Below are 23999 nucleotides of genomic sequence, written 5' to 3' on the forward strand. Positions count from 1 at the left end.
TTCAGGATGAACATGGCCATGCTTGACGACAAAGGCAGCAGCGATCGCCTCTGAATTGAGCAAGGGTTCAAACTCACAAGCTGTTTGCCGATCAACCAAGGTGGGCTGGGGCTGGAAGCGCTGGTAGAGGTGCGTGAGGGCAGGCAGATCATCGTCGGGGAAAACAGGCATCAACAGGTCTCGTTCATGAAACTCGGTTGAGGCCCCCAGTTCGTCGCTAAGGTGTCGATGGCGATCGATGCCTTCTTGACACAATTGCTGGGTCATATCCGTCGTGCCAGCCCAAAAAGCAACCCCGCCATAGCTAAAACGGGTAGCGCTGTGAGGGCGATCGCTTGGGTCAAGCAGCAGAACAGAAAAGCCCACGTGAGCTAGTTCATAGCTGAGTGCAGCACCGGTAATACCGTTACCGATGACGATCCAGTCGTAGGTAGTCATGAAGAGGGTACGTCTAACAGAACCGAGAAGGGCGACTAAAGGGATGCATCGGGGATCACCGCATCGACCTCAATTTCAACTTGCATATCTGGTGTTGCCAGCCGACTCACTTCTACGAGCGTATTCGCTGGGCGAATGTCAGCAAACACATCGCCATGGGCCCGAGCCACGGCCTGCCAGTCGTCCATATTAGTGATGTAGATTCGGGTGCGTACCACATGGCTGAGGGAAGCACCGACAGCTTCAAGCGCGTTAGCAATCCGCTGCAAGATATGGCAGGTTTGCTCATAGGGATCCGTACTAGAAATTTCACCCTTCTCATTGGTGGCCGTTGTACCAGCTACATAGACAAATGGGCCAACGCGCACTGCTCGGGAATAGCCTGCCAAGGTCTCCCAGGGAGTACCGGTTGAAACGTGCTGACGTTCCATAGTAAAAAACGGTAAAGAACAATGAATCCCCGGCCCCTACAGAAGAAGGGATCGGGGATTAGATTAGCTTACAACTGAGTTAACGAGGTCAACTCTTAGAAGCTGAAGGTAGTGCGGATAGCACCAATCAAGGAAGAATCCAAAGCATCGTTGTTACCTGGATCGTCGAGGTAGATCACCGATGGGGTGACCGAGATGCGATCGTTCACTTGCAGGCGGTAGAATACTTCAGCCAAGAAGGAGGTGTTGACGCTACGAGCAGGTGCGCCACCAACGAGTCCGAAGTTGTCGCGGCTGTAAGGAACGATACCGGCTAGAACACCAAGCATGTTGCCGCTACCACCGAGGTCATTAAAGGCCAAGGTTCCTTGGTAGCTCCAAACTTCAGCGTCATCATCAGAGCCGATAGCATCGACATCGGAGTAGGCAACGCCACCACCGATTTCAATGGTGTCGTTCAAACGGAAGTTACCTTGGAAACCAAAGTTGTTAGCGTTGTAATCAGGTACACCCAAACCGGCGGTGTTGTAGGTGCGGATGTAGGTCAGAGCTGCATCAAAGGAGCCGCTCAAGAAGGTCAACTGACCGATGGCGCTGTAAGGACCATTGAACAAGCCAGAACCTTCCAAGGGGCTAGCAGCTTCGCCTGCTGTGTAACCTAGGTCGAGGCTCAAGTTATCGGTGAGCTGAACGATGACACCGGCACCAGCGTCACCCACGGCTGCAATATTGTACTGCTGTGGGAAACCAAAGTTAGACAGCGAACCACTGGTGGAGCTATCCAAGGGGCTGATGGTGCTGGCAACGAAATCATCTACAGCCAAGCTGTTAGCACCGATGCGAACATCAATGCTGTTGGTTAGAGGGAAGTCGTAGAACAGGTTGTCTAGGACAACATCACCACCATTGCTGCCGCCGTAGGAGAAGCCAATGGGGTCAGCAGCAAAGTCTTGCACATCGCGAGCGCGGAGGCGAATGCGCAGACGGTCATCACCGGTGAAGCTAGAGTCGAAGTTCATCTCCGTCCGGTAGCCGAAGGTGACTTGGTCGTCGAAGACTTCGTCACTGTCCAAAACAGCGGCGGTGCTGAAGATAGCATTACCGTTCAGTTTGGTGGTGGTGGAGAACTGGTTAGCTTCTAGTTGAGCGGTGCGAGCTTCTAGAGCATCAACACGGCCGCGTAGGGTAGCTAGTTCAGCTTCAAACTGTTGTAGAAGTTGCTCAAGAGTGGTTAGGTCGCCACCGGTAACGGTGCGAGCAAATCCTTCCAAACAAGCGTTCAAACCAGCTGCAAACTCATAACGAGTCATGGCTTGGTTGCCGCGGAAGGTACCGTCGGGATAACCAGCAATACAACCGTAGCGGTCGATCAAAGAGCTGAGTGCTTGGTATGCCCAGTCGGTGGGTTGCACATCAGAGAGTTGAGTAATCGAGGTCACCTGACCCATGCTGTCAACGCTACCTTCGTTGGCGTAGTCAGCAATTTGCTCAAGGCTAGAAACGCTGGTGACGTCGGTATTGATTTCTTCTGATGCAATCGCGGAAGACGATGCAAAGATAGCTGTGCCCAAGATAGCTGGAGTTACCAGCAGGGACTTCCAAAGAATTTTCGGAGACATATGTTTTTCCTCACACCTGCAAGTAGATTTCGAACCTACACAAGTAGTTATAGCACTAGTGGCTCAAAAATGTTGAGAGTTGACGAAAAAAAATGGTAGTTCTGCCTAGGGAAGGCAGGAGCAACGTCAACGCCCGAAACGGGATAACCGTGAGATTTGAAACCAGGATGCTGCTTACAAGATATAGGACTTGGAGGAGATGGGGCAAGTTCCCCAGGATTAAAGGATGTGCCCCTAGAGGCGAGTCGCAGCGTGCCTAGGTTTGGTGCCCTAACTGCACGGCTACTGGGAACGGTGAGCAGCATCGATCCTGGAATCCTCTGCCTAGAGAATGAAGTGTTACAGCAGGTGACCAACTCTACCTAATCTCAGGTGATTGGGTGGAGAATCATTGAATGACAATGTCTACGGGTGACGTACGTTGACATGGTTCATGACGCCTCATGACTTTCTTGGCGTTGTGATACAGAGTTGAATGCTAACGAGCAGCTAATTACTTCTTGAGAATTCACGAAAAACGCTATGAAACCTTTTTACAGCCATGGGTTGAGATTGAGTGTGACGGTGGCGATCGCCACTGTGTTAGGAATCGGTTTAGGGCAGGTTGGACAGGCGGCCACGCCGGTTGAGGCTGCCGCACCAGCAGTGGAAGAGACTGAGGCGAGTGGGCCAATCGCCCCGTCATGGTTGGAGTCTGAGCAGATTGCTCAGTTGCTCTACCCGCCTGTCAGCAACTCTCAAGGCTTGATGGTGGTTGGACAAGGTGTGGCTCGAAGACCAGCGGACTCGGTCAAAATTAGCATGAGCTTTTACCGCACTGACCCCTACTACGACTACTATGGCTGGGAAGAAGACGGTTCGGAACCTTATACCCCGCCAACGCCAGAACCGTTGACTGAAGCAGCTCTCCGCCCGGCCGTGAACGCTATTATTGCGACGGGTGTCCCGGCGACGGCTATTGAAATTGATCTCACCGGCAACATGGGTGGGTTCTATGGGACAGAGAATACGGCCTCGATTGTGGTCACGTTACGCGACCCTAGCCAAGCCCAAGTTCAGGACATCGTTACGGCTGCCAATGCAGCCATCACCGGGGAAGACATTTATAACCAGGGCGTGTTCGTCAATTACAGCATTGATAGCTGTGCATCCCTACTTGAGGAGGTGTATATCTCTGCCATCCAAGATGCCCAATCGCGAGCACAAACCATGGCTACAGCTTTAGAGGTGGAGATTGAGCCAGTTCCCTCGGTCGCAGAATCCCCCTTTAACCTGGTTTATCCACCCTGCGATCCTGAGCAACGTGCCCAAGCTACGTCTCTCTGGGGTAGTTACGGTTATGGAGCAGGAACGTATTACGATCCCAACATGCCGGCAGAGGTGCAACTGCAGCGCGATATTTTCGTGACCTTCCCGATTCGGGACTGATATGGCAACCTTGCTGTTTGACGTCCTTTGAAATGTTATTCCTCCTCCGGTTTGATCCACATCGGAGGAGGATAAATGCTGTGGGGGACTAGGGCGACAGCCGAGCTTTTTTCAAGCGATTGGCTTCATACCAGGCGGCGATCGCTGGCACCCAGACTTGGAAATGGGGCCAGATCTGTTCACAAAGCTTTTGGGCTTCTAGCTGAGCATCGGCTTTCCAGCGTAGATCCAGCAGGTGCATGAGCGATCGCACATTGGCCGACATCACCCAATGTTGACGAATATCAAAGGGAATGAGTCCCCGGGCATGTTCTTCTGCAAAGCCTTGGTGGATGCGTTCGGCGTAGCGATGGCAGGCTTGGAGACACCAGTCTAAATCTTGCTGCCGCTGATCTTCGGTGTAGTCGTACTTTTTGCCTTGGCGATCGCTATAGCTGCCTAAGGGCCGAAGGTAGAACACATCTTCCAGTTCCCGCTTTCCCTCTATCACATCGAGGATCCGTTGTCCAGTATATCGGAAGGACTGAACATCAAATGATACGCCCACGCGATGGGTACGAATTTGCTGCATGGTGCTGTGGGGAAACCAGCCGCAGTTGAGAACAATTTGAGGATGTTCGAGAGGTCCATAATGGCCGCGATTGCCCTGGAGCAGTTGTTTGACAATCACGTCGCCACATTTTTCTTCGCCGGGCCAGCGATCGCGTTCATCCCACACGAAGCCTTCTGCATAATCTTGGTGCATTGCCCCGTAGATCACCTGTTGGGGGTTGGGGGTTTGGGAAATTAGGGCAACGGTAAACCGATCCATAGTCAATCCGCCGTCAATCTTGGCTGAACAAAGTAACCATTATCCAAGATTTTGTCGAGATTTCGGGCACTCTAACAATATATCTAGATCCTTAACAGCGCTTCCCTGATCTGAGCATCCGGATTGGGGAAGCTTGTTATCGTCTTATTAGATTGACACCGCTTGGATGGGCTATGAATCACTACGATTTTCTAAGACTGGCAATGTTTAGCGGCAAGGGCGGGGTTGGTAAGACCACCCTCTCCTGCGGCTTTGCCCGACAGTGGGCCCAGCGGTTCCCCCAGGAATCGATCTTGTTGATCTCCACCGATCCAGCCCATTCCCTCGGCGATGTATTGCAAATCCCTGTGGATGATACACCGCGCCCCCTAGAGGATCTGCCGAATCTGCAGGTGCGGGCTCTGGATGCCGACCAACTGTTGCAGGCCTTCAAGGCGGACTATGGGACGGTGCTGGAGCTATTGGTGGAACGGGGTAGCTTTGTAGAAGGCACAGACCTGCAGCCAGTATGGGATCTAAGCTGGCCGGGCTTGGATGAGCTGATGGGGATTTTAGAAATTCAGCGGTTGCTGCAGTCAGAAGGCTTCGATCGCATTGTGGTAGACATGGCTCCCAGCGGTCATGCGTTGAATTTGCTGGAACTCATGGACTTTTTGGATAGCTTCCTAGGCGCGCTGGAGCTATTCCAGGAAAAGCATCAGGTGGTCACCCAAACCCTCACCGGCCGCTACACCGAGGATGATGCGGATACGTTTATTCAAGACATGAAGCGGGATTTGGCAGATGGGCGATCGCTCCTGCAAGATCCAACCCAGACGGCTTGTCTAGTAGTGGCCATTCCAGAACCCATGAGCTGGCTAGAGAGCGATCGCCTCATCCAGTCCCTCGGACGGCTCCAGATTCCCGTGGGCGGCATTTTTGTGAATCATCTCCAGCGCAGGGCTGGGGAACAGAGCTCAGGTACCGACTGGCAGCCCTGTTACTCCGAACAGCAGGAGATGCTAGACAAGTTTTTGGATCTCCTTGAACCCGGGCAAGTGTTTGCGGTGCCGGAGCAGGATAAGGAACCGGTGGGCGGTGCAGCGCTGGATCGGGTGATGGCGCAGGTGGTATCGGCAGAAACGGTGGCGATCGCTCCTAGGGGAAACACGCCAGTGGTGCAGTGGCCCGAGCCAGTGCCCCCCAGTTTTCCGGATTTCATCGGTGAACAGCGCAAGCTCATTTTGCTCGGCGGTAAGGGCGGCGTAGGCAAAACCACCGTGGCGGCAGCGATCGCTTGGGGGATGGCCAGCCAATATCCCGATCGCAACGTGCGGGTCATTTCCATTGATCCAGCCCATTCCCTCGGGGATGCTTTTGGGCAACAGTTGTCCCATACCCCGGCAGATGTAGCAGCTAACCTCAGCGCCCAGGAAGTGGATGCCACCCAGATTTTGGATGAATTCCGGGATGACTATCTGTGGGAACTGGCGGAGATGATGAGCGGCGATACAGGCGAGGATGAAAGCTTGCAAATTGCCTACGGCCCCCAAGCTTGGCGGCAAATTGTAGCCCAGGCGCTGCCAGGGATTGATGAAATGCTGTCCTTGATGACCGTGATGGAACTGCTGGAGCAGGGCAAGCAGGATTTGATTGTGTTGGATACGGCTCCCACCGGTCACCTGCTGCGATTTTTGGAAATGCCAACGGCGATGGGCGACTGGCTCTCCTGGATTTTCAAACTGTGGATTAAATATCAAAACGTGGTGGGACGGACGGAATTTATGGGCCGCCAGCGGACGCTGCGAAAGCGGGTGATGACGGCGCAGAAAAAGCTCACGGATCCAGCCCATACGGAATTTATTAGCGTAGTGCAGGCTCAGTCGGCCATTGTGGCGGAAACCCAGCGGCTGACGACGTCGATGGAATCTTTAGAGCTCTACCATCGCTTTATCGTGCATAATCGCTATCGTCCAGAACAGCCCCTCGTGGCAGATACCTTCCCCAACCAAACCGTCGTTTGCCTACCCATGCTGCCGAGGGCGATCGCCCCTCTTGAGCAAATTCAAGGGGCCGCTAGGCTATTATTCTGAAGCAAGGCTCCATTCTCCCGAAATCCTCCCGATTTAAGTTGGGTCTTGGATAAGGAGGCGATCGCTAGCGATCAGGGATGATGGCACCGATAGACCGTGGGCTAGCCTCAACGGTCTTTGTTTTGCCAGCGTGGTTGGGCGATCCCATAATCAAGGCCTCCACCTGGTTGCATACCCAAAGGAACCTGGAATGTCAGTCAAAAATACTGTCTTGATTGGACTGTTGGTGTTTGTGCCGATTTCTGTGGCTGCCCATCTCATGCACATGGGAGCACTGGTGGTATTTGCCACGGCTGCGCTAGCTATTTTGCCCTTGGCCGCTTGGATGGGCACAGCAACGGAGGAAATTGCGGTGGTATCGGGGCCAACCTTAGGTGGACTGCTCAATGCCACTTTTGGCAATGCAACGGAGCTGATTATTGCCCTGATTGCTCTGAATGCTGGTCTGATTGAAGTGGTCAAAGCCAGCATCACCGGGTCGATTCTCGGCAACCTGCTGCTGGTCATGGGGCTATCGATGTTTCTGGGAGGCTTGCGCTACAAGGAGCAGGAATTTCAACCGGTTTTAGCGCGATTGAACGCCTCGTCGATGAACTTGGCAGTGATTGCCATTTTGTTGCCCACCGCCGTCAATTTCACCTCCACGGGGATTGAGGAATCTCAAATGCAGCGCCTATCTGCCGCTGTGGCCGTGGTTTTAATTGGGGTATACTTGCTCACCCTGCTATTCTCCATGAAAACCCACAGCTATCTTTGTGAAGCCGGAGAAGTGGATCTGGAGCTGAACGAGGAGGGAGAAGACGCCACCGGGCATCGTCCCAATCTCTGGTTGTGGGTGGGGGTGTTGCTGGGAGCCACGCTGCTGGTGGCGCTCGAATCAGAACTACTGGTGGGGGCTTTAGAGGAAGCGACCGAGCAACTGGGGTTGACTCAGCTCTTTACCGGCGTGATTTTGCTCCCGATTATTGGCAATGCGGCAGAACACGCCACAGCAGTCACCGTGGCGATGAAAAACAAAATGGACTTATCGGTCTCGGTGGCGGTGGGATCAAGCTTACAAATTGCCCTATTTGTTGCGCCAGTGCTGGTGTTGGCAGGCTGGGTGATGGGACAACCCATGGATCTCAACTTCAATCCCTTTGAACTGGTTGCCGTGGCCGTAGCCGTACTGATCGCCAATTCCATTAGCTCCGATGGGCGATCCAACTGGTTGGAAGGCAGCTTATTGCTAGCCACCTACGCGGTGCTGAGTCTGGCATTCTTCTTCCATCCGATCGTTGAAGGCATTGGCTAATTCAACCAAAATGAACGCAGGCGGTTGCTTGGATTCAACAGTGGACTCCAACACCCGTACCATCAACCACCTGCTTGACGACCTCATCAACAGCTAAACGACTCGGTTTTGGCTTATGCAGTCGGCATACCAGTGATAGCTAGCCTTGGGAATGCGGGTCTGGCTGGCATAGTCCACATAAATGATGCCAAAGCGGCGATCGTAGCCCCAGGCCCATTCAAAATTATCCAGCAAACTCCAAACAAAATAGCCAGTGAGGGGATAGCCCTCCTGCACGGCGCGATGGGCGGCTCGTAGGTGTTCTCGTAGGTACAGAATGCGATCGCTGTCGATGACCTCACCCTGATCCGTCACCTGATCCTGAGCCGCACAGCCATTCTCGCTAATGAAAAGCTGCAGATCGGGGCGATCGAGGGTGTCGCTGATGTGGCGAATACTCCAATACAGGGCATCGGGGATCACCTGTAGCCAAGGCATATGCAGGCGTGGGTAACCGGGAGGAAAGTCTAGCACGTCATATCCTTGATCAGAATCCGCCGCTCGCACATAGACCCCGGAATAGATATTGATCCCCAGGGCATCAATGGGTTGATGGATGATTGCCAAATCGCCATCTTGGATATCGGGAGCTTGATCCCCAAGCTGCTCTAGCAAAGCCGGGCTATACTGACCGGTCAGGGCTGGCTGGATAATGCCGCCGTTGCTATGGAGCCGGGAAAACGCTTGCTGACAGGCAGCGATATGCTCCGGGGTTTCGCTAATCGGTACGGGCACGAAGAAGTTATCCACCAAGGCGATGGAGCAGGGTTGGGGAGAAGCGGCACGGATGGCCTGGCAGCCAAGACCATGGGCCAGCAGCGCATGGTGGGAGGTTTGCCAAACGCCCTTGGGCTGGGACACCACGGTGCCTGGGGCGTGGGGCGGCACTTGGTTCACGCCGTAGCCTAGATGGGTAAAGCAGGCAATTTCATTCAGGGTCATCCAGTGGGTGATGCGATCGCCCAACCGTTGCACCACGGCCGTCACATAGTCAGCAAAATCGTAGGCCATTTGGCGATCGCGCCACGATCCATAGGCATCCTCTAGCGCTTGTGGGCTATCCCAGTGAAACAGGGTGGCATGGGGGGTGATCCCGTGATCCCGCAGATAGTCTACGAGGCGGCGATAGAAATCGATCCCGGCTTCATTCACCGTTCCTCGACCTTCAGGGATAATGCGCGGCCAGGCGATACTAAAGCGATAGTGGCGGATGCCTAGATCCACCATGCGTTTTACATCATCTTGGTAGGAGTGGTAGTGATCACAGGCGATCGCTCCTGTATCGCCATTTAGCACCCGTCCCGGCGTTTCGCTGAACGTATCCCACACGCTAGGACGCCGTCCATCGGCAGCGATCGCCCCTTCAATTTGGTAGGCCGCCGTGGCTGCCCCCCACTGAAACCCAGATGGAAATTGATAGCTGACCATAGGACTGCTCCCGACTACTGCTGCCTGCGATCGCCCTTGGGGAGCGACATGCATCCCCGGCGGCATTACCGATCAAACCGTCGCATTAAATAGGCCACACCAAAATCCCCGTTGGGATGATTTTCCAGGAGTCCGGCCAATTCAAAAATTTTCTCCGCCAGCTCCGTGCCCAGCTTATCCCGCGTAGCCTGGCGCTCCCGTTCGGCATAGTTTTGTTCTTTCACCCGCGCCTGCCACTCACTAGAGAAGAGCCGTTCAATCGACGTGTGTAGCCCCAGTTCTTGCAGCACCTCCCATTCGCCATGGTCGCACCAGATGCCACCACAGTTGGGACAGCGCTCCACGTAAAAAGGCTGCTTTAAGTTCACCTTGGCCCGGGCCAGGTAATGACGACAGTCAGGACAGAGGGCCGCCCGAGCATCCAAGGGCGACGTGGCATAATCTACATCCAGCGTGGGTTTCGGTAGCGTAGACTCCACGGCGGGCTGCTGCTGTTTCCACTCAATATATTGCTCTGGAGGAATCCAGGTGCCTTTACAATCTGGGCAGCACTGCACCTGCATGGCGTCCGCCAGTAAACTGCTGGTGAGTTCAACGTTCTTATCTTTTGGACACTGCACAACCTTTCTCCTTCCTGGTCTAGTCCACGGGCAATTCTTGCCGATCCCCTTTCCGATTAAAGCACCAAGCTTTGACTCTGACTATGCGTCGGAACCATCTGCGGCAGCGGGATCAGATCTGAGGGACAGGACACGATCGCAATAGGTTTGTAGCAACTGCAGGCGATCGCGCATCTGAGCCTGGCGCTGCATCCGGGTTTGGGTCTGGCGCGAGGATTGCAAAAACATCACATCGATACCCAGCAACCGTATCTGCTTATTCAGCTCCACCCCATAGGCCTGCACCTCCCCTGCGATCGCCTCGGGGATCGCGGCCTCTGTATCATCCAAAATGGCTTGCTGAAACCACTGCTGCGCCTGCAGGAAGGCGGACTGCACCTGAGCGACGTCGGGCTGAGAAGCGATCGCCAAACGCTCCACAACCTGCAACTGCTCTTTGAGGGTTTGATAGCGGGACTGGTAGGGTAGAGAGAGCATCGGAACCATCGACCTCACGTTCTGATCAAAACATAAAGAAATTTGTGTGGTTTATTTTGGGTGTGTCAGAATGTGATAAAGACCGAGGCTCACCATCTGGGTGTGTGATCGAAGGCTAGTTATCTATAGTCTGCGTACCCTCAAGCTATAACCAGCGAGGGGCGATCGCCCATTCTCTTGCATCTTTGGCGCGTCAATCTGACAATACAAGGATATGTAACAATCATTGGCAAGCTTGGCGAATGATTCGGGTTGGGGCAAGAGCCACCCGTAGATAGAGTTTATTAAGCTTTTCCCCAAGTCTCAATCACTTAGTGCTGACGGCTCTTATGCCGCATCTTTTGCCTTTTCTATGGTAACGAAAGGCAGGGGTGCGATATTTGTGTATTTCGATACACAAATACCAGTAGTATTGGCGAATACAGTACTGGTACTATGCTTGGATTCAGATGTCGTGCATGGTCAGAACTAGCGTAAGGGCATAGCCCTACCTTGTCATTGCTAAGTTTACACTGCCAAGCCACCTGAGTTTTACTCTCTTCAGTCCACCCTAGGCGCATTGGGCTTAACAGTATGAATGTGACCGCTCTCCCAACTCTTCCCGTTGATCTAACCTTGCCAACTTGGCTGCGTGAGTGCATCCTGTCTCACCAAGACTGTGATGACGAGCCCCAAGATGATGCTTCCAGCCCCAGCGATTCTCCGCCAGCACTCCAAGGCGATGCGCTGGTGTGTCAGGCCTTTGAATTTGCCTATTGTCTGCACCGCGATCAGCGGCGGGCGTCGGGAGAGCCCTACATTGCCCATCCTGTTGCAGTAGCAGAACTCCTGCGAGACTTGGGTGGTAGTGCCGATATGATTGCGGCGGGCTTCCTGCACGACATTGTAGAAGACACAGACGTGCCTTCGGAGGAAATTGAGGCGCGCTTTGGGGCAGAGGTGCGTCAGTTAGTCGATGGTGTAACCAAGCTTTCTAAATTTAACTTTTCTAGTAAAACTGAGCGTCAGGCTGAAAACTTCCGGCGGATGTTTTTGGCGATGGCCCAGGATATTCGGGTCATTGTCGTGAAGCTAGCCGATCGCTTACATAATATGCGAACGCTGGAGCATCTACCTGATGATAAACGCCGTCGCATTGCTCGGGAAACTCGGGAGATTTTTGCGCCCTTGGCCAACCGCTTAGGGATCGGGCGTTTTAAGTGGGAACTGGAAGATCTTGCGTTCAAGTATTTGGAGCCTGACAGCTACCGTGAAATCCAGCAACTGGTAGCAGATAAGCGAACAGATCGGGAAGATCGCCTGCAGCAGGTGGCCTCTCTCCTCCGCGATCGCCTCGATCAGCTAGGCATTCACTGTTTAGACGTCAGCGGCCGCCCCAAGCACCTGTACGGCATCTTCCAAAAAATGCAGCGCCAGGGTAAGGAATTTGAGCAAATCTACGATATCGCTGCGGTGCGCATCATCGTGCAAAACAATGATGAATGTTACCGCGCTCTGGCCGTGGTGCATGACGCCTTTCGCCCCATTCCCGGACGCTTTAAAGACTATATTGGTCTACCTAAGCCCAACCGCTACCAATCGCTGCATACGGTGGTCATTGGCAGTTCTGGACGGCCCATCGAGGTGCAAATTCGTACCATGGCGATGCACCAAGTGGCGGAATATGGGATTGCTGCCCATTGGAAATATAAAGAGACAGGGCATTCTAATGCGCGGTTAACCACCGATGATGAAAAGTTCACCTGGCTGCGGCAGTTGCTTGACTGGCAGAACGACCTGAAAGATGCCCAGGAATATCTCGACAGCGTTCGCGACAATTTGTTCGACGATGATGTCTATGTGTTCACACCCAATGGAGACGTGGTAGCGCTGAATCGTGGGGCAACCCCCATTGACTTTGCCTATCGCATCCATACGGAGGTGGGCAACCACTGTGCGGGAGCCCGGGTAAATGGGCGCATCGTCACCCTCGATACCCACTTGCACAATGGCGACATTGTGGAGGTGATGACCCAGAAGAATTCTCATCCCAGCCTAGATTGGCTCAACTTTGTGGTGACACCGGGGGCGCGCAATCGCATTCGCCAATGGTACAAGCGATCGCACCGGGATGAGAACATTGCCCGTGGCCGCGACATGCTGGAAAAAGAGTTGGGCAAACCTGGATTTGAATCCCAACTGAAGTCTGTGCCCATGCAAACCACGGCTGAGCGCTGTAATTACCAAGCTGTGGACGATCTGCTGGCAGGGCTGGGCTATGGGGAAGTCACCCTCAATCATGTGGTGAATCGTCTGCGGGAGGCCATTAAGGTAGCGCAGCCGCTACCCACAGCGGTGGATGTTAACCCAGATGAGGCAGAACAAATGCGGCTGGCGGCCACCCCAGCCCCCACGAAAACGACACCACCTAGCCATAATTCCCCCATTGCTGGCGTGGAGGGATTGCTGTATCACCTAGCCGGTTGCTGCAATCCTCTGCCGGGAGAACCGATTACGGGCGTCGTCACCCTAGGGAGTCGGGGGATTTCTATCCATCGTCAAGGCTGCAAAAACGTCATGGATGTGCCAGGCGATCGCTTGATTCCCGTCAGTTGGAATCCCCATGTCACCCAAACCTCTCGTCCCCAAACCTACCCGGTGCAGATTCAAATTGAGGTGATTGACCGAGTCGGGGTTTTGAAAGATATTCTGTCGCGCTTGAGCGATTACCACATCAACGTACGTAGCGCTCAGGTGAAAACCTTCCCTGGACAAACCGCCATCATTGACCTTGGGCTAGACATCTGCGATCGCGACCAGCTCGATCGTACCCTCACCCAAATTCGCAAGATGAGCGACATCCTCAACCTCCACCGCACAGGACAGGTGGAAGGCTAGTTACCAGCTCATGAGTCATCTAGACCTAGTCCAGCCCCGCAGGACTGGACTAGGTCTAGGCGCAGAGTCTAGTCACTATCAGGCGAAAGTAGCCCGTCTATGTGCTAAGGCGGGAGACCTTGTTTTTCCTAGACTTCCTTTTCGTTTTTCTGTCTTCGTTCTTCTGTCTTACGGTACTAGTCGTAGCCTGTGAAGTCGTCTAGGGGAAAGTCTGTTTGGTTGGCTTCCGCCTCATTCAAAGCCTGCAGCACCTGATCCGGGTCGCTGCGATAGCCTTGATTGGTGACTACCCAGCAGGGGTCCCGGCCATCATCAACTACGGGCAGCATGTTCCGCAGAGTACGCAACGAGTTGAGGCAAGCAGGACAGTCGCATCCAAAGAGGGCGATCGCTGCATGACTTTCGGCGTAGCTAAAGTCTAGGTCAGGTTGTTCTGGGGCACCGGATGCTGCGCTGGTGAGGGTTTCTGTGCGCTGACTGGAGGCGACTGCCACAGATTGAGCACCAGCCTGGGCAGACGTTTGCACGCGGCGACAGACAAGTTGACTGGCATCAAAGCGCGACGTTTGAGCACAGACGATCCCAGTTTGGGGAGCAATGATGTCATTGGCATGGGCTGGGCGGGTCATCGCTGGAGCCAACGCTCCACCCATCACCGTAGGCACCGACATAAGTGCGAGAGCAAGTTTCTTGTTCATAGCTTGTGCAAGACTGCGTGGCATGGGAAATTCTATCCCCTTTCAGCGGAAATGGATCGTGATCAGGATGAATGGTTGAGATTGGGAATCGCCCTAGCAGACCATGGGCTACTGCGGCTGAAGGTGGAGAGGATGTCTCAAGATTAGTATATTCCCTGAGAAGACTGGGTTACAAGCGCTACAGCACCCGCAGAACGCTGGCCACGTCTTCCACCGCATCAAACCCACGGATCTCCTCCAGCGCCTGATTCATATTGCCTTCTCGCACATCATGGGTAACCACCACAATTTCAGCGCGATCGCCCTTCACATCGGTTTGCACCACAGACTCTAGACTGACCTGATGCTGACCAAAACAGGTGCCAAGTTGACCGATCACGCCGGGGTAATCATGGGTGATCAGGCGAGCATAGAAGCGGGTGACGAGGTCATCCATGGGGGCCAGGGTGCAGTAGTGCTGATGGGCACAGGCCAGGAGTGGGTCAAGGGGTTTGCGATCGCTGCTCGGCCCAGCTCGATCCACCGTGAGGATGGCGGCAATGTTCAAAATGTCGGATACCACCGCACTGGCAGTCGGCCCTGCCCCTGCTCCTGGGCCAAAGAACATCACCTCTCCCACCGGATCGCCTTCAATCAAAATGGCGTTATAAACCTGATTGACGCTGGCCAGGGGATGGCTCTTGGGCACCAGGGTAGGATGGACGCGAATTTGCAGATGATCGGCTTGCTGGAACTTATCCAACAGGGCTGGGGCATCATCATCCCGTTTGGCGATCGCGAGGAGCTTGATGGCAAAGCCCAGTTTTTCGGCGTAGGCAATGTCGGCAGCACTCACCCGACGGATACCTTCGCAATACACCTCCGATCGCTTTACGCGTCCGCCAAAGGCGAGGGAGGCCAAAATGGCAATTTTATCCGCCGCATCAAGACCATCCACGTCAGCGGTGGGGTCAGCTTCGGCATAGCCAAGCTGTTGGGCATCGGCGAGGATTTCAGCAAAGTCACCACCCTCCTGGGTCATGCGGGTGAGGATGTAGTTGGTGGTGCCGTTGATAATGCCCAGGATGCTCTGAATGCGGTTAGCGCTCAGGGATTGTTTCAGGGGTTCAATCACCGGAATGCCGCCCCCCACCGCCGCCTCCAGTAGCACATACACCCCAGCCTTTTCCGCAGCGGTAAAAATTTCATCGCCATAGCGAGCAATCACCGCTTTGTTGGCCGTGACCACATGCTTCCCATGGGCGATCGCTTTGAGGATTAGCGATCGCGCCGGTTCTAGCCCGCCGATTAGCTCCACCACAATATCCACCTCAGGACTAGTCACAATCGCCTCTAGGTCTGTCGTGAGGATATCGGTGGGAACTGCAACCTGACGAGGTTTATCCAGCGATCGCACCCCCACTTGATGCAGCTCTAACTGCCCCACCAAGGGATGGCGCTGCTCTGGATGCAGCATAATATCTACGGTTCCGGTTCCTACCGTTCCCAGCCCTAATAAACCTACCTTAAATCCCACAGTTTCATCCTAGTAACAGTGATTGGACATCCTTGATTGGACAGCTACTCTGTCTACAAGCCGTTATGCTAGACGTGAACCGACGCACTCCTTGCTCCAAGAGTGATCCTATCCGATCGCTGCCTCCAAGCTGTTGCGGTTGGTGCGTCAGTCCTACCTGATTCTATGATCGATGATCAACCGGCGTTTCAGTTCGATCTCGTCCGATTTCTCCGTAGAGCCCCATGGATCCGAAGTGCAGCACCGAGTAAACTATGTTCAATTCTAGGAGCCATTGTAAAGGCAATTGTGGAAGCAATTGTAGGGGCGATCGCGATCGAGGAACGGAGCTGATCTTGCCCGAGAGCCTCTGCCTGTCGCCGATGACAGGCGATCGCTGCTAGGAGTCGCGTCCCCTCCTAGGGCAATATTGTAGATATGGCTAGAGATATTGCTACCGACGTGACGCATGGATTGGGCATCAAGCTCCCCTTGGGTCGAGCTTGCGCTCTAGATACTAGATAGAAGAAACCTTTCTCATACGGGGTTCGAGATGGCACATTGGGAGTTTTTGATTCAACAAGAGGGCGATCGCTCTTGGTTGCCGCTGGATACGCCCGACGTTGAAATCCTAGAGGGTCGCTACCGAGTGGTGGCCCGCAGCACCTATGCCAACCGTTCCGTAGAAGTTCGCATCACCCACGACGCCGTCTACGAAGAGCCACCCAAACGCCGCACCCAGGCCCGTTCTGCCCAAACCAACCGGGATGGATTGATGATGGTGATTCCCTTCACCCGGCTGCAGCCCGGCACCTGGGAAATCCGCTGCATCAGCGATGTGATGGCTGATCTGATGGGAGAGGGGTGGCAACAGCGGGTGCTCCTGCATGTGTTGCCCCATGAAGCCCAGGTGGGCGATGACTGGGGCACAGATTGGTCGCCAGCCGTGGACGAGGACGACACCTCGGTGCAGGCAGACACCCAAACGATGCAGACGCCTGGGGACGACGATACTTGGACGCAGACAGATGAGCCGCTGGCCGTGGATCCCGCCCCCGACACCTTGGTGCAGACAGAAACCTCCGTGCAACCAGAGCTAGAGCCCACATCATCTCAGGTTGAGCCGGAGTTGCTGACGACCGATGAAGCAGACGATGAGGCAGAGCCAGATGCGGCTGCCCCATTCGATGACGGTAGTTCAGCAGCGGCTCTCAGTCCAGATATCGACTCCGATCCGGCTGCCGAACCAAGCCCCGATACCTCCGAATTTGGGCAGTATGTGCAAGCCGTCGATGATGTGATTGATGCGGTCTTTCAACAGTTCCAAACCTCCTTGGATCCCCACGATGCAAAACCTGCGGCAGCTCCTAGGGCAGAGGCGATCGCCCCTCCAAACCTCGATCCACCTGATGCCAACAATCCGCCCACCCCTACGCCAGAAGCCGTTCCCCTAAACTCCAGTGCGGAAGATCCCGGCGAGGCAGCGCCTTCACCATCTGCACCGCCGCTCCCCCTCACCCTACGCCTAACCGAAGAAGTCTACCTGCTCTCCAAAGAGGGGCGATTGACCCTAGGTGGAGAGCTGGGTCTCCAGAGCGATGCGCCTGCAGTTGTCGAGAGCGATCGCCCAGACAGCGGCCTTGCGACGACGTCCTACCAATTGCGCCTGCGGTTGACCGATCCCCAATCGGGGCGATCGCTGCCTGAGCAGCTCTATTCCCTAGCTCAACCGCTGACCCGCGATCATCTGCCCCTGGCCTTCCGCTGCAACTTTCAGGTTGACCCCGAGTCCCTCAGCTATCTCTTGCTTGGGGAACTGGACGTGGTGGCTGCGGACATGCCCACCCAGGCGATCGCCACCCAAGCGTTTACCGTGACGGTGGATCTGGACAATTTACTGAATGCGATCGCCAACGAAACGCCAGACTCGGAGCTGTTCCAGCCACCTCTAGACCTCCAGGGACAGCAGGTGATTGCACCAGACTTGACCTTTCTCAACTTCCTCAGCAGCCCGCCCCAGTCTACCGGATTGACCTTCCAAAGCTCCGGGCTGCCGAGCATAGCGCCACCGTTGCGCAGTCAGCGATCGCCCGACACGGATGAGGATGAACCCCGTCCTGCTAAACCCATCGACCTGCCATCCTTCAAACCGCTACTCGCCGATGAATCCCCAGATCATGGGGAGGCTGAGACAGAACTGCTGGAGGACAACCTAGAAAACGACCTAGAGGATCAGGGGCTGGCTGAGGGCGATCGCCTCTCTGAGCATCAACCCTCTAACGATCGCCCCCCCGATGAGACGGCACTCCCCACCCCGGATCTAGGTGATGACGAGCAGCTTGAGGACGATGCGTCTTCGGAGGACATCCCAGACCCGGCTGCCGAAACCCCAGGGATTGATGCAGATTCGACACCTCCAGATCTGGAGCCGGAGCCGCTGGTGGATGAGGCAAGGCATCCTGAGCTTGATCGACCTCAAGAGCCGAACCTGTCCGTCTCTTTGCCGATTATGCCGTTGCCAGCTCCGACCCCAGAGCCGGAGCCGGAGCCTATGGTGGTTGACCTATCACCTGAAGACTCGGCGTTTCAGTCTCTCAACTTAAGCGATCGCTTCCAGTCACGCCTGTTGTCCTTGGCCCAAGATGCAGAACTAGCAGAGTGGCTAGGCGCGGTTTCTCCTCCCAGACGCACCCCGGTGGATCCTGAGGCTGAGCCCAAGGATGACTTAGAGGATAACTTCTACAGCGTCACCTCCGAATGGCAGGCGGCTCCCAACAGTTGGGATCATGGTTTGGCCGATGAAGAAATTGTCATGGATGACAGCAGCGACGATCCTGCACCCCCAACGTCACCCGCTTTGACGCCTCCGCCAGAGCTTTGCCTGCCGGAGGATCAGGTCATTCCCACCCCCGTGCTGGAAATTCCCGGTGATGACCTGACCGCCGGCACTCCCACGCGGCTGCGCCTCAGTCTGCCCAATCTACCGTCAAAAATCTACGTCAAAGTTTGGCTGCACGACTGTCAGCAGCGGGTGTTGGTGGATGGCCCCCACTGGGTGTCTAACTTTTTACCCAATAGCCAGGGGCAGCTCGAAGGCAGTTTGGCGATCGCTGTTCCCCTCGGCTGTATGGAGGTGCGGTTTGAAGCGATCGCGGTGGAAATGCTGACCCAGCGCGAGAGCCGCAAGGTATCAGTGACCCGTTGGGTGATGCCGCCTAATTTACCCGATTTGGCCTTGGATGAGCTGGATGTGTAGCCGGTGGCCGGGTCAGCGATCGCCCCTCGACAACACCCATTCGGTTTCCGCTGCATCTAGGCCATAGAGCGCACAAACGGCCCGATCGATACCATCATCCAGCCGCCGATAGTCATGGGGTGAAGGGTTGGGGTGAGCTGTGAGGGTGAGCATGTGATCCACCCAGGTAAGTAAGGATTGAGCGCGATCGCACCGGGGTACTATCGGCAGTTGGCGCAGTTGGGGTGGCCCTAGACATAGATAACCATCCCGTAGACCATGGCTAGCAAACTGCATTTGCACATAGCAATCCATAACTCGACTGTTGATAATGCCCAGATAATAACGTAGATCAACCGAGCTATCTGCCAAAATAATCGAGGTGGATTTAGCAGGTAAGATGTTACCTTGTTCATCCAGCACGCCTTCCAAACGACGGGTGAGCCCTGCCACAATTACTTTCAGCTGATGGGCTTGGTGGCAGCGTTTAGGCGATAGCTGCTGCAGGTGTTCAGGGCTAAGGTAGGGCCGCTGGTAGTAAGATCCCAAGTAGCGCAGCTTTTTGTCACCCCACAGCAGCCGATAGCGGTCTAGAGTGCCGCTGTTGACCATGCGCAGCGATTGGAGCGGTAGCTCTTCGCCCTCGGCTAGATCTTGGATGAACGACTGGAGAGCATAGGCTTCCGCCACGGTGGCCGCGCCATGCACCGAGGCGATCGCTCCCAGGGGTAGGGTCTGGTGTTCAAAGTGGGTAAGCAGGCGCGGCGGGGTCGTCACCTGCACCACCCGCCAAGGGCCAGGGTTTGGATCAGTGGGGCGATCGCCCACCTGCAGTTCAGCCGCTGGAGCGTTTGCAGCGGTTACATCGTCGAGCGATTGCATCACCTGGTAGGGCACGGGGGGATGGAAGGCGATCGCCTGGGCACATTTTTCCACACAAAACACAATGGGATAGACCGATGCGGCAGGAAAGGTGTTGGCATGGGTGTAATCGCGCATCCAGCAAAGGCGATGGCGCAGCAGCAGCGATCGGGTAGCAGCAGCATAATCAGCGGAGAGCAGTTTACTCGGCACCACCAAGCTCACCCATCCCCCCACCCGGCAAAGGTTGAGCGCTTGTTCAATGAACACACAAAAACTATCCCAGTTGCCCCGCGCTGTTTGATAGTGAGCCGTGCAAAACGACCGCCAGGCGGGAGATGCGGTCGTCATCTGTTCGGCATCGAGGTAGGGCGGATTGCCTAAAACAATCTCGAAACCTCCCTGCTCCATAGCAGCAGGGAAGAGCGGCTGCCAGTCCATCTGCAGGAGCGTGTTGCCCACCTGTACAGCCTGCTGCAAAATCACGCCTAAGGAAACCTGGGGATCGGTTACGGGGGACTGGAGGAGGGCTAGCCCTAGGGAGAGGCGAGCGATCGCTGCCGCTTGCTCTTCTAGTTCTAAGCCATGGAGATGGGTCTGCACCAAGTGCGATCGCGCTTCTAGGGTGAGATGGGTCTGGCCATGGTCATCTGTCCATAGGGCAGGATGGTGGGGAGATTGCTGCTGATACTGCTGTTGATACCAAGCCTGGAGCACCTGCAGACTGGCCAACAAAAAGCCCCCACAACCACAGGCAGGATCCAAGATCCGGATCACACCTGCCCCTGGCTGACGCAATCGGGCCTGTACCGTTTGCTGCACCATCATCTGCACCAGCGGCGCTGGGGTGTAATACACACCGTCGGTTTTACGGGCGATTTTGCGATCGGTTTTGCGGGCGATCGCTCCTGCAGGCGTGGTGCCCTGGCCCCTGGGTGAACCCTCATAGATGGCGGCTAGGAGACTAGGCTCTAGGGGTTGGTGAGCTAGATCAGCGGTGAGACGGTGCCAAAGGCGATCGCTGGGGCGAAGATCGTCCGTGAGCCAATCCGCCGGAATCAGCCCCGGATCAGCTTGGGCGATCGCTGCAAGACAATCCTGCAACTGGCCCCAGGATGCGCTGAGCACCCAACCGCAGGCTTGCTCATACTGACGCACCATCAGCCACTTCAGCAGCCAACGTTGGCCCCCTTGCCATTCGTCTCCTCCATCCTGCTGTCTGGCCAGATCACGGGCGATCGCCCCTTGCCAATGTTGACAGCGCCGCAAAAGCTGTGGCACCAACCATCCCATCCTGCATCGTGAGGCTATTGGATTGACGACTCGGGTTCACTATTCGTGGCATGATCAGAGACGGGGCGGCAATTGCTGTGTCCCTGACCTGTTGTGAGAACACCCGATGTCTAAGGAAACTCTGTTTGGGCTATCGCTCTTTCCCTACCTAGGCTTTTTATGGTTTTTGACGCGATCGGGGCAAACGCCACGGCTAGCGCTGATTGGCTTTTATATGACCCTGGTCTTTGTCGCCGTCACCATTCCCGCTGGCATCTATGCACAAGTTGCCTATGGAGAAACCCTAGCCAATGTTGATTGGCTCCATGGCGGAGCGGAATTTTTCCTAACGCTCTCGAATATTTTGGTGGTGCTAGGGTTTCAGCAAGCCATTCGTCAACGCCAAAACGAGAGCTGAACGCCCTAGCCTCTCCTCGATTGCCCTAGATCGCTAGATCGACAGACCTAGATGTTGGTATCCGAGTCGTCATCCTCGGGCTCCCCATTGCCTCCCATTTCCTCCTTAAAGCCCCGTAGGGTTCTGCCGATCGCCCCTCCCAATTCGGGAATTTTCTTAGGGCCAAAAATCACTAGCGCCACTACTCCAATAATGACGACCTCAGGCCAACCGAGACTAAATGGAAACATAGCTTTCTCCTAATGCCCGAGTACTCAGCATCCACGATGGATCCGATGCCCTAGAGGCATCCTGGTCAACATTATACAGGAGGCTGGTTTTCAGGTAGGACAGCAGCGATCGCTCTACCCGTCGATCAGCTACATCAAGGGGCGCAGGGCTGCCATGGCATCTTCGGAGGTGGCAAAGCGGCGATCGAGGGCCGGGTGTACCATTTGCTTCAGCCAGGCTGTAAAGTCGGGAGACAGGTTAGTAATCGTCTCAAACTCCAAGCGCATGCCCCGGCTAGGAATGTCTGATGGCTCGATGCCGGTCAAGCAGGTGACTAGTGTGACGCCTAGCCCGTAGAGATCCGACGCTCGTACCGTGCGGCCTCCCACCTGCTCCGGTGGCATATAGCCGCGGGTGCCCACTAGGGTGAGGGAGGTATTTTCGCTGGCAGATAGGGACTTGACGGAGCCAAAATCCACCAAAAAGACCTGGATTTTCGATCGCCCGGGCTGGGTAACCAGCAAGACGTTGCTGGGTTTAATATCGCGGTGAATAATCGGCGGCTGGCGACTGTGGAGATACTCCAAAATTTTCAGCACTTCCCGGGCAATGCGCTTCGACTCCCGCTCTGTAAAGTTGCGTCCTTCTTTGAGGTAACTATCCAGGGACTTGCCCTGAATGTAAGACTGCACCAGCGCCATCGCCTTGCCATTCATGGGCAAATCCATCTCAAAGCTACCTAGGTACTCTGGAGTAGAAGGATGCTTCAAGGACTTGAGCGCTTCTGCCTCTCGTTTGAACAACTTGAGGTCATCTGGCTTGAGTTCGTCGTCTACAAACACCAGCTTCAAGATAACCAGCGACTCATTGGTGAGATCGCGGGCCAGCAGCGTCCAGCGCCCTGACTTCTTGCCCAGTTGCTGTTGCACCTCATAGCGATCGCCTAGTATCTGCCCTGCCATAAGTCTTTTGAGGTTGGTGATTTTCCAGGTTATCCTTGACCGCAAGGATGTGCCAGTTGGTGATGCCTTGAAAACCCTGAACGTTAACATTACTTGATTTTGCAGTCTGCGCCACCCTGTACCAATTACAGTTATATCTCTATTTGGTGCGTATCATGGGTGAGGTCTAAGGTTCTGCCGTTGACTGCCCATGGGTGACGCTCGCAGTTTTTGATTCAAGTGTTATGGCATCCAATTCTTCAACGTCCATGCGACAAGAGCAACACCCTCTGATTCAGCGTCTAGCCCACTGCATTGAAGACGTCTGGCAGACCTATCTCGATCTGTCTCCCTATCAGCTCCCAGAAGACTTGGGATATGTGGAAGGACGCTTGGAGGGGGAAAAACTCATCATTGAAAACCAGTGCTATCAAACTCGGGAGTTTCGCAAGCTGCACCTAGAATTGGCCAAGGTGGGTCAATCCCTGGATATTTTGCACTGTGTGATGTTTCCGCGCCCAGACTACAATCTACCGATGTTTGGCACCGATATTGTCGGTGGACGCGGGCAGGTGAGCGCTGCCATCGTAGACCTATCTCCCATTGCGCCGCCCGCCGATCCGGATGCTCTGCGGCGATCGCTGCCCGCTAACTACCAAACAGCGCTGCAAACCTACACTGCCCCTAGCTTCAGCCAACCTCGGGATCTACCACCCTGGGGGCATATCTTTTCAGAGTTTTGCCTCTTTGTTCGTCCTGGCGATGCAGCGGAAGAAGAAGCCTTTTTGGCCCACGTGCGGGCGATCCTAGAACTTCACTGCCAGTTGGCGATCGCCACCCCATCCACGCCCGACCACCAGGCCGACCTTCTGGCTGGGCAGCAGCTTTACTGTAGCCAACAGCAGCAAAACGACAAAACGCGCCGAGTGCTAGAAAAAGCCTTCGGCGACGTTTGGGCAGAGCGATATATGACAACCGTGTTGTTTGACTTACCGACCCAGTAAAGGGCAATCAAGGGCGATCGCCCTAGGAGGCTGAGGACGGTGTGACGCGCTTACTCAACGACTCAGCCCGCCGTTTGGCGATCGAATTCGTCGGGTCATACTTGAGCGCTTCAGCGTAGGTCTCTAGGGCCTGGGCAATGAGTTGCTTCTTTTCGTAGGCATAAGCCAGATTATTCAGCGCAGTCACATAATCTGGGGTTTGCTCAAGAGCTTCTTTATATTGGCGAATGGCTAGGTCATACTGCTCTTGGGCCGCGTAGGAGAAACCCAAGGCATTGTAGACCACTGCAATATTCTCCGCGCCCTTCAAGTCCTTACATTTCAGGGCTTT

At 55.0% G+C, this 23999-nt stretch carries 21 protein-coding genes; 7 read left to right on the forward strand and 14 right to left on the reverse strand.

Annotation, left to right across the window (positions count from 1 at the left end; translation table 11 throughout):
- From V6D20_10345 to V6D20_10355, 3 genes are all read right to left on the reverse strand, one after another.
- Positions 1–438 (reverse strand): FAD-dependent oxidoreductase (locus tag V6D20_10345; protein ID HEY9816180.1); only part of this gene is annotated, 438 nt, incomplete at its 3' end.
- Positions 439–473: 35 nt separating this feature from the next.
- Positions 474–869: a RidA family protein gene (locus V6D20_10350; GenBank protein HEY9816181.1), complete on the reverse strand. Its 396-nt coding sequence runs from the start codon at positions 867–869 to the stop codon at positions 474–476.
- A gap of 95 nt (positions 870–964) precedes the next feature.
- Positions 965–2488, reverse strand: coding sequence for an iron uptake porin (locus tag V6D20_10355; GenBank protein ID HEY9816182.1), 1524 nt, complete (start codon positions 2486–2488; stop codon positions 965–967).
- Between the two features lie 522 nt (positions 2489–3010).
- On the opposite strand from V6D20_10355, the gene V6D20_10360 reads away from it, so the two are divergent.
- Positions 3011–3916: an SIMPL domain-containing protein gene (locus tag V6D20_10360; GenBank protein ID HEY9816183.1), complete on the forward strand. Its 906-nt coding sequence runs from the start codon at positions 3011–3013 to the stop codon at positions 3914–3916.
- A gap of 88 nt (positions 3917–4004) precedes the next feature.
- Here V6D20_10360 and thyX read toward each other — a convergent pair whose 3' ends face one another.
- Positions 4005–4727 (reverse strand): FAD-dependent thymidylate synthase, encoded by a 723-nt coding sequence (thyX, locus tag V6D20_10365; protein HEY9816184.1) that lies wholly within the window; start codon positions 4725–4727, stop codon positions 4005–4007.
- Between the two features lie 173 nt (positions 4728–4900).
- Here thyX and V6D20_10370 point away from each other — a divergent pair, with 173 nt between their 5' ends.
- The gene (locus V6D20_10370; GenBank protein ID HEY9816185.1) at positions 4901–6799 is read left to right on the forward strand and encodes an ArsA family ATPase; all 1899 of its coding nucleotides are present in this window, start codon (positions 4901–4903) and stop codon (positions 6797–6799) included.
- A 190-nt stretch (positions 6800–6989) separates the two neighbouring features.
- Positions 6990–8093: a calcium/proton exchanger gene (gene cax, locus V6D20_10375; GenBank protein HEY9816186.1), complete on the forward strand. Its 1104-nt coding sequence runs from the start codon at positions 6990–6992 to the stop codon at positions 8091–8093.
- Positions 8094–8186: 93 nt separating this feature from the next.
- Here cax and V6D20_10380 read toward each other — a convergent pair whose 3' ends face one another.
- The 3 genes from V6D20_10380 to patD form a co-directional block, all read right to left on the reverse strand.
- The gene (locus V6D20_10380; GenBank protein HEY9816187.1) at positions 8187–9626 is read right to left on the reverse strand and encodes a GH1 family beta-glucosidase; all 1440 of its coding nucleotides are present in this window, start codon (positions 9624–9626) and stop codon (positions 8187–8189) included.
- On the reverse strand, positions 9626–10180 hold the full coding sequence (locus tag V6D20_10385; protein HEY9816188.1) for a zf-TFIIB domain-containing protein: 555 nt from the start codon (positions 10178–10180) through the stop codon (positions 9626–9628). The genes V6D20_10380 and V6D20_10385 overlap by 1 nt, the downstream gene beginning before the upstream one ends.
- 81 nt (positions 10181–10261) lie before the next feature.
- Positions 10262–10666: a heterocyst frequency control protein PatD gene (gene patD, locus V6D20_10390; GenBank protein HEY9816189.1), complete on the reverse strand. Its 405-nt coding sequence runs from the start codon at positions 10664–10666 to the stop codon at positions 10262–10264.
- 564 nt (positions 10667–11230) lie between these two features.
- On the opposite strand from patD, the gene V6D20_10395 reads away from it, so the two are divergent.
- Entirely contained in the window at positions 11231–13534 is a 2304-nt protein-coding gene (locus V6D20_10395) for a bifunctional (p)ppGpp synthetase/guanosine-3',5'-bis(diphosphate) 3'-pyrophosphohydrolase (protein ID HEY9816190.1), read from the forward strand.
- A 176-nt stretch (positions 13535–13710) separates the two neighbouring features.
- Here V6D20_10395 and V6D20_10400 read toward each other — a convergent pair whose 3' ends face one another.
- From V6D20_10400 to V6D20_10410, 3 genes are all read right to left on the reverse strand, one after another.
- The gene (locus tag V6D20_10400) at positions 13711–14232 is read right to left on the reverse strand and encodes a hypothetical protein (protein ID HEY9816191.1); all 522 of its coding nucleotides are present in this window, start codon (positions 14230–14232) and stop codon (positions 13711–13713) included.
- Positions 14233–14410: 178 nt separating this feature from the next.
- Entirely contained in the window at positions 14411–15748 is a 1338-nt protein-coding gene (locus V6D20_10405; protein ID HEY9816192.1) for a homoserine dehydrogenase, read from the reverse strand.
- 264 nt (positions 15749–16012) lie between these two features.
- Positions 16013–16198 carry a hypothetical protein gene (locus tag V6D20_10410; GenBank protein HEY9816193.1) on the reverse strand — a complete coding sequence of 62 codons (186 nt, stop codon included), beginning with the start codon at positions 16196–16198 and terminating at the stop codon, positions 16013–16015.
- Positions 16199–16280: 82 nt separating this feature from the next.
- Between V6D20_10410 and V6D20_10415 the strand changes: the two genes are divergently transcribed.
- Positions 16281–18983, forward strand: coding sequence for a hypothetical protein (locus V6D20_10415; GenBank protein HEY9816194.1), 2703 nt, complete (start codon positions 16281–16283; stop codon positions 18981–18983).
- A 12-nt stretch (positions 18984–18995) separates the two neighbouring features.
- Here V6D20_10415 and V6D20_10420 read toward each other — a convergent pair whose 3' ends face one another.
- A complete protein-coding gene (locus tag V6D20_10420; GenBank protein HEY9816195.1) occupies positions 18996–21104 on the reverse strand; it encodes a DNA methyltransferase in 2109 nt (702 codons plus the stop codon).
- 118 nt (positions 21105–21222) lie between these two features.
- Between V6D20_10420 and V6D20_10425 the strand changes: the two genes are divergently transcribed.
- The gene (locus V6D20_10425; protein HEY9816196.1) at positions 21223–21513 is read left to right on the forward strand and encodes a DUF3593 domain-containing protein; all 291 of its coding nucleotides are present in this window, start codon (positions 21223–21225) and stop codon (positions 21511–21513) included.
- Positions 21514–21560: 47 nt separating this feature from the next.
- Here V6D20_10425 and V6D20_10430 read toward each other — a convergent pair whose 3' ends face one another.
- On the reverse strand, positions 21561–21743 hold the full coding sequence (locus V6D20_10430; GenBank protein ID HEY9816197.1) for a twin-arginine translocase TatA/TatE family subunit: 183 nt from the start codon (positions 21741–21743) through the stop codon (positions 21561–21563).
- 129 nt (positions 21744–21872) lie between these two features.
- Positions 21873–22685 carry a serine/threonine-protein kinase gene (locus V6D20_10435; GenBank protein HEY9816198.1) on the reverse strand — a complete coding sequence of 271 codons (813 nt, stop codon included), beginning with the start codon at positions 22683–22685 and terminating at the stop codon, positions 21873–21875.
- 248 nt (positions 22686–22933) lie between these two features.
- Between V6D20_10435 and V6D20_10440 the strand changes: the two genes are divergently transcribed.
- Positions 22934–23668, forward strand: a complete 735-nt coding sequence (locus V6D20_10440; GenBank protein ID HEY9816199.1) for a phycocyanobilin:ferredoxin oxidoreductase — start codon at positions 22934–22936, stop codon at positions 23666–23668.
- A 22-nt stretch (positions 23669–23690) separates the two neighbouring features.
- On the opposite strand, the gene V6D20_10445 is transcribed toward V6D20_10440, so the two are convergent.
- A partial coding sequence (locus V6D20_10445; GenBank protein ID HEY9816200.1) for a tetratricopeptide repeat protein occupies positions 23691–23999 on the reverse strand: 309 nt, incomplete at its 5' end.

The sequence above is a fragment of the Candidatus Obscuribacterales bacterium genome, assembly GCA_036703605.1.
Taxonomy (GTDB): Bacteria; Cyanobacteriota; Cyanobacteriia; order RECH01; family RECH01; genus RECH01.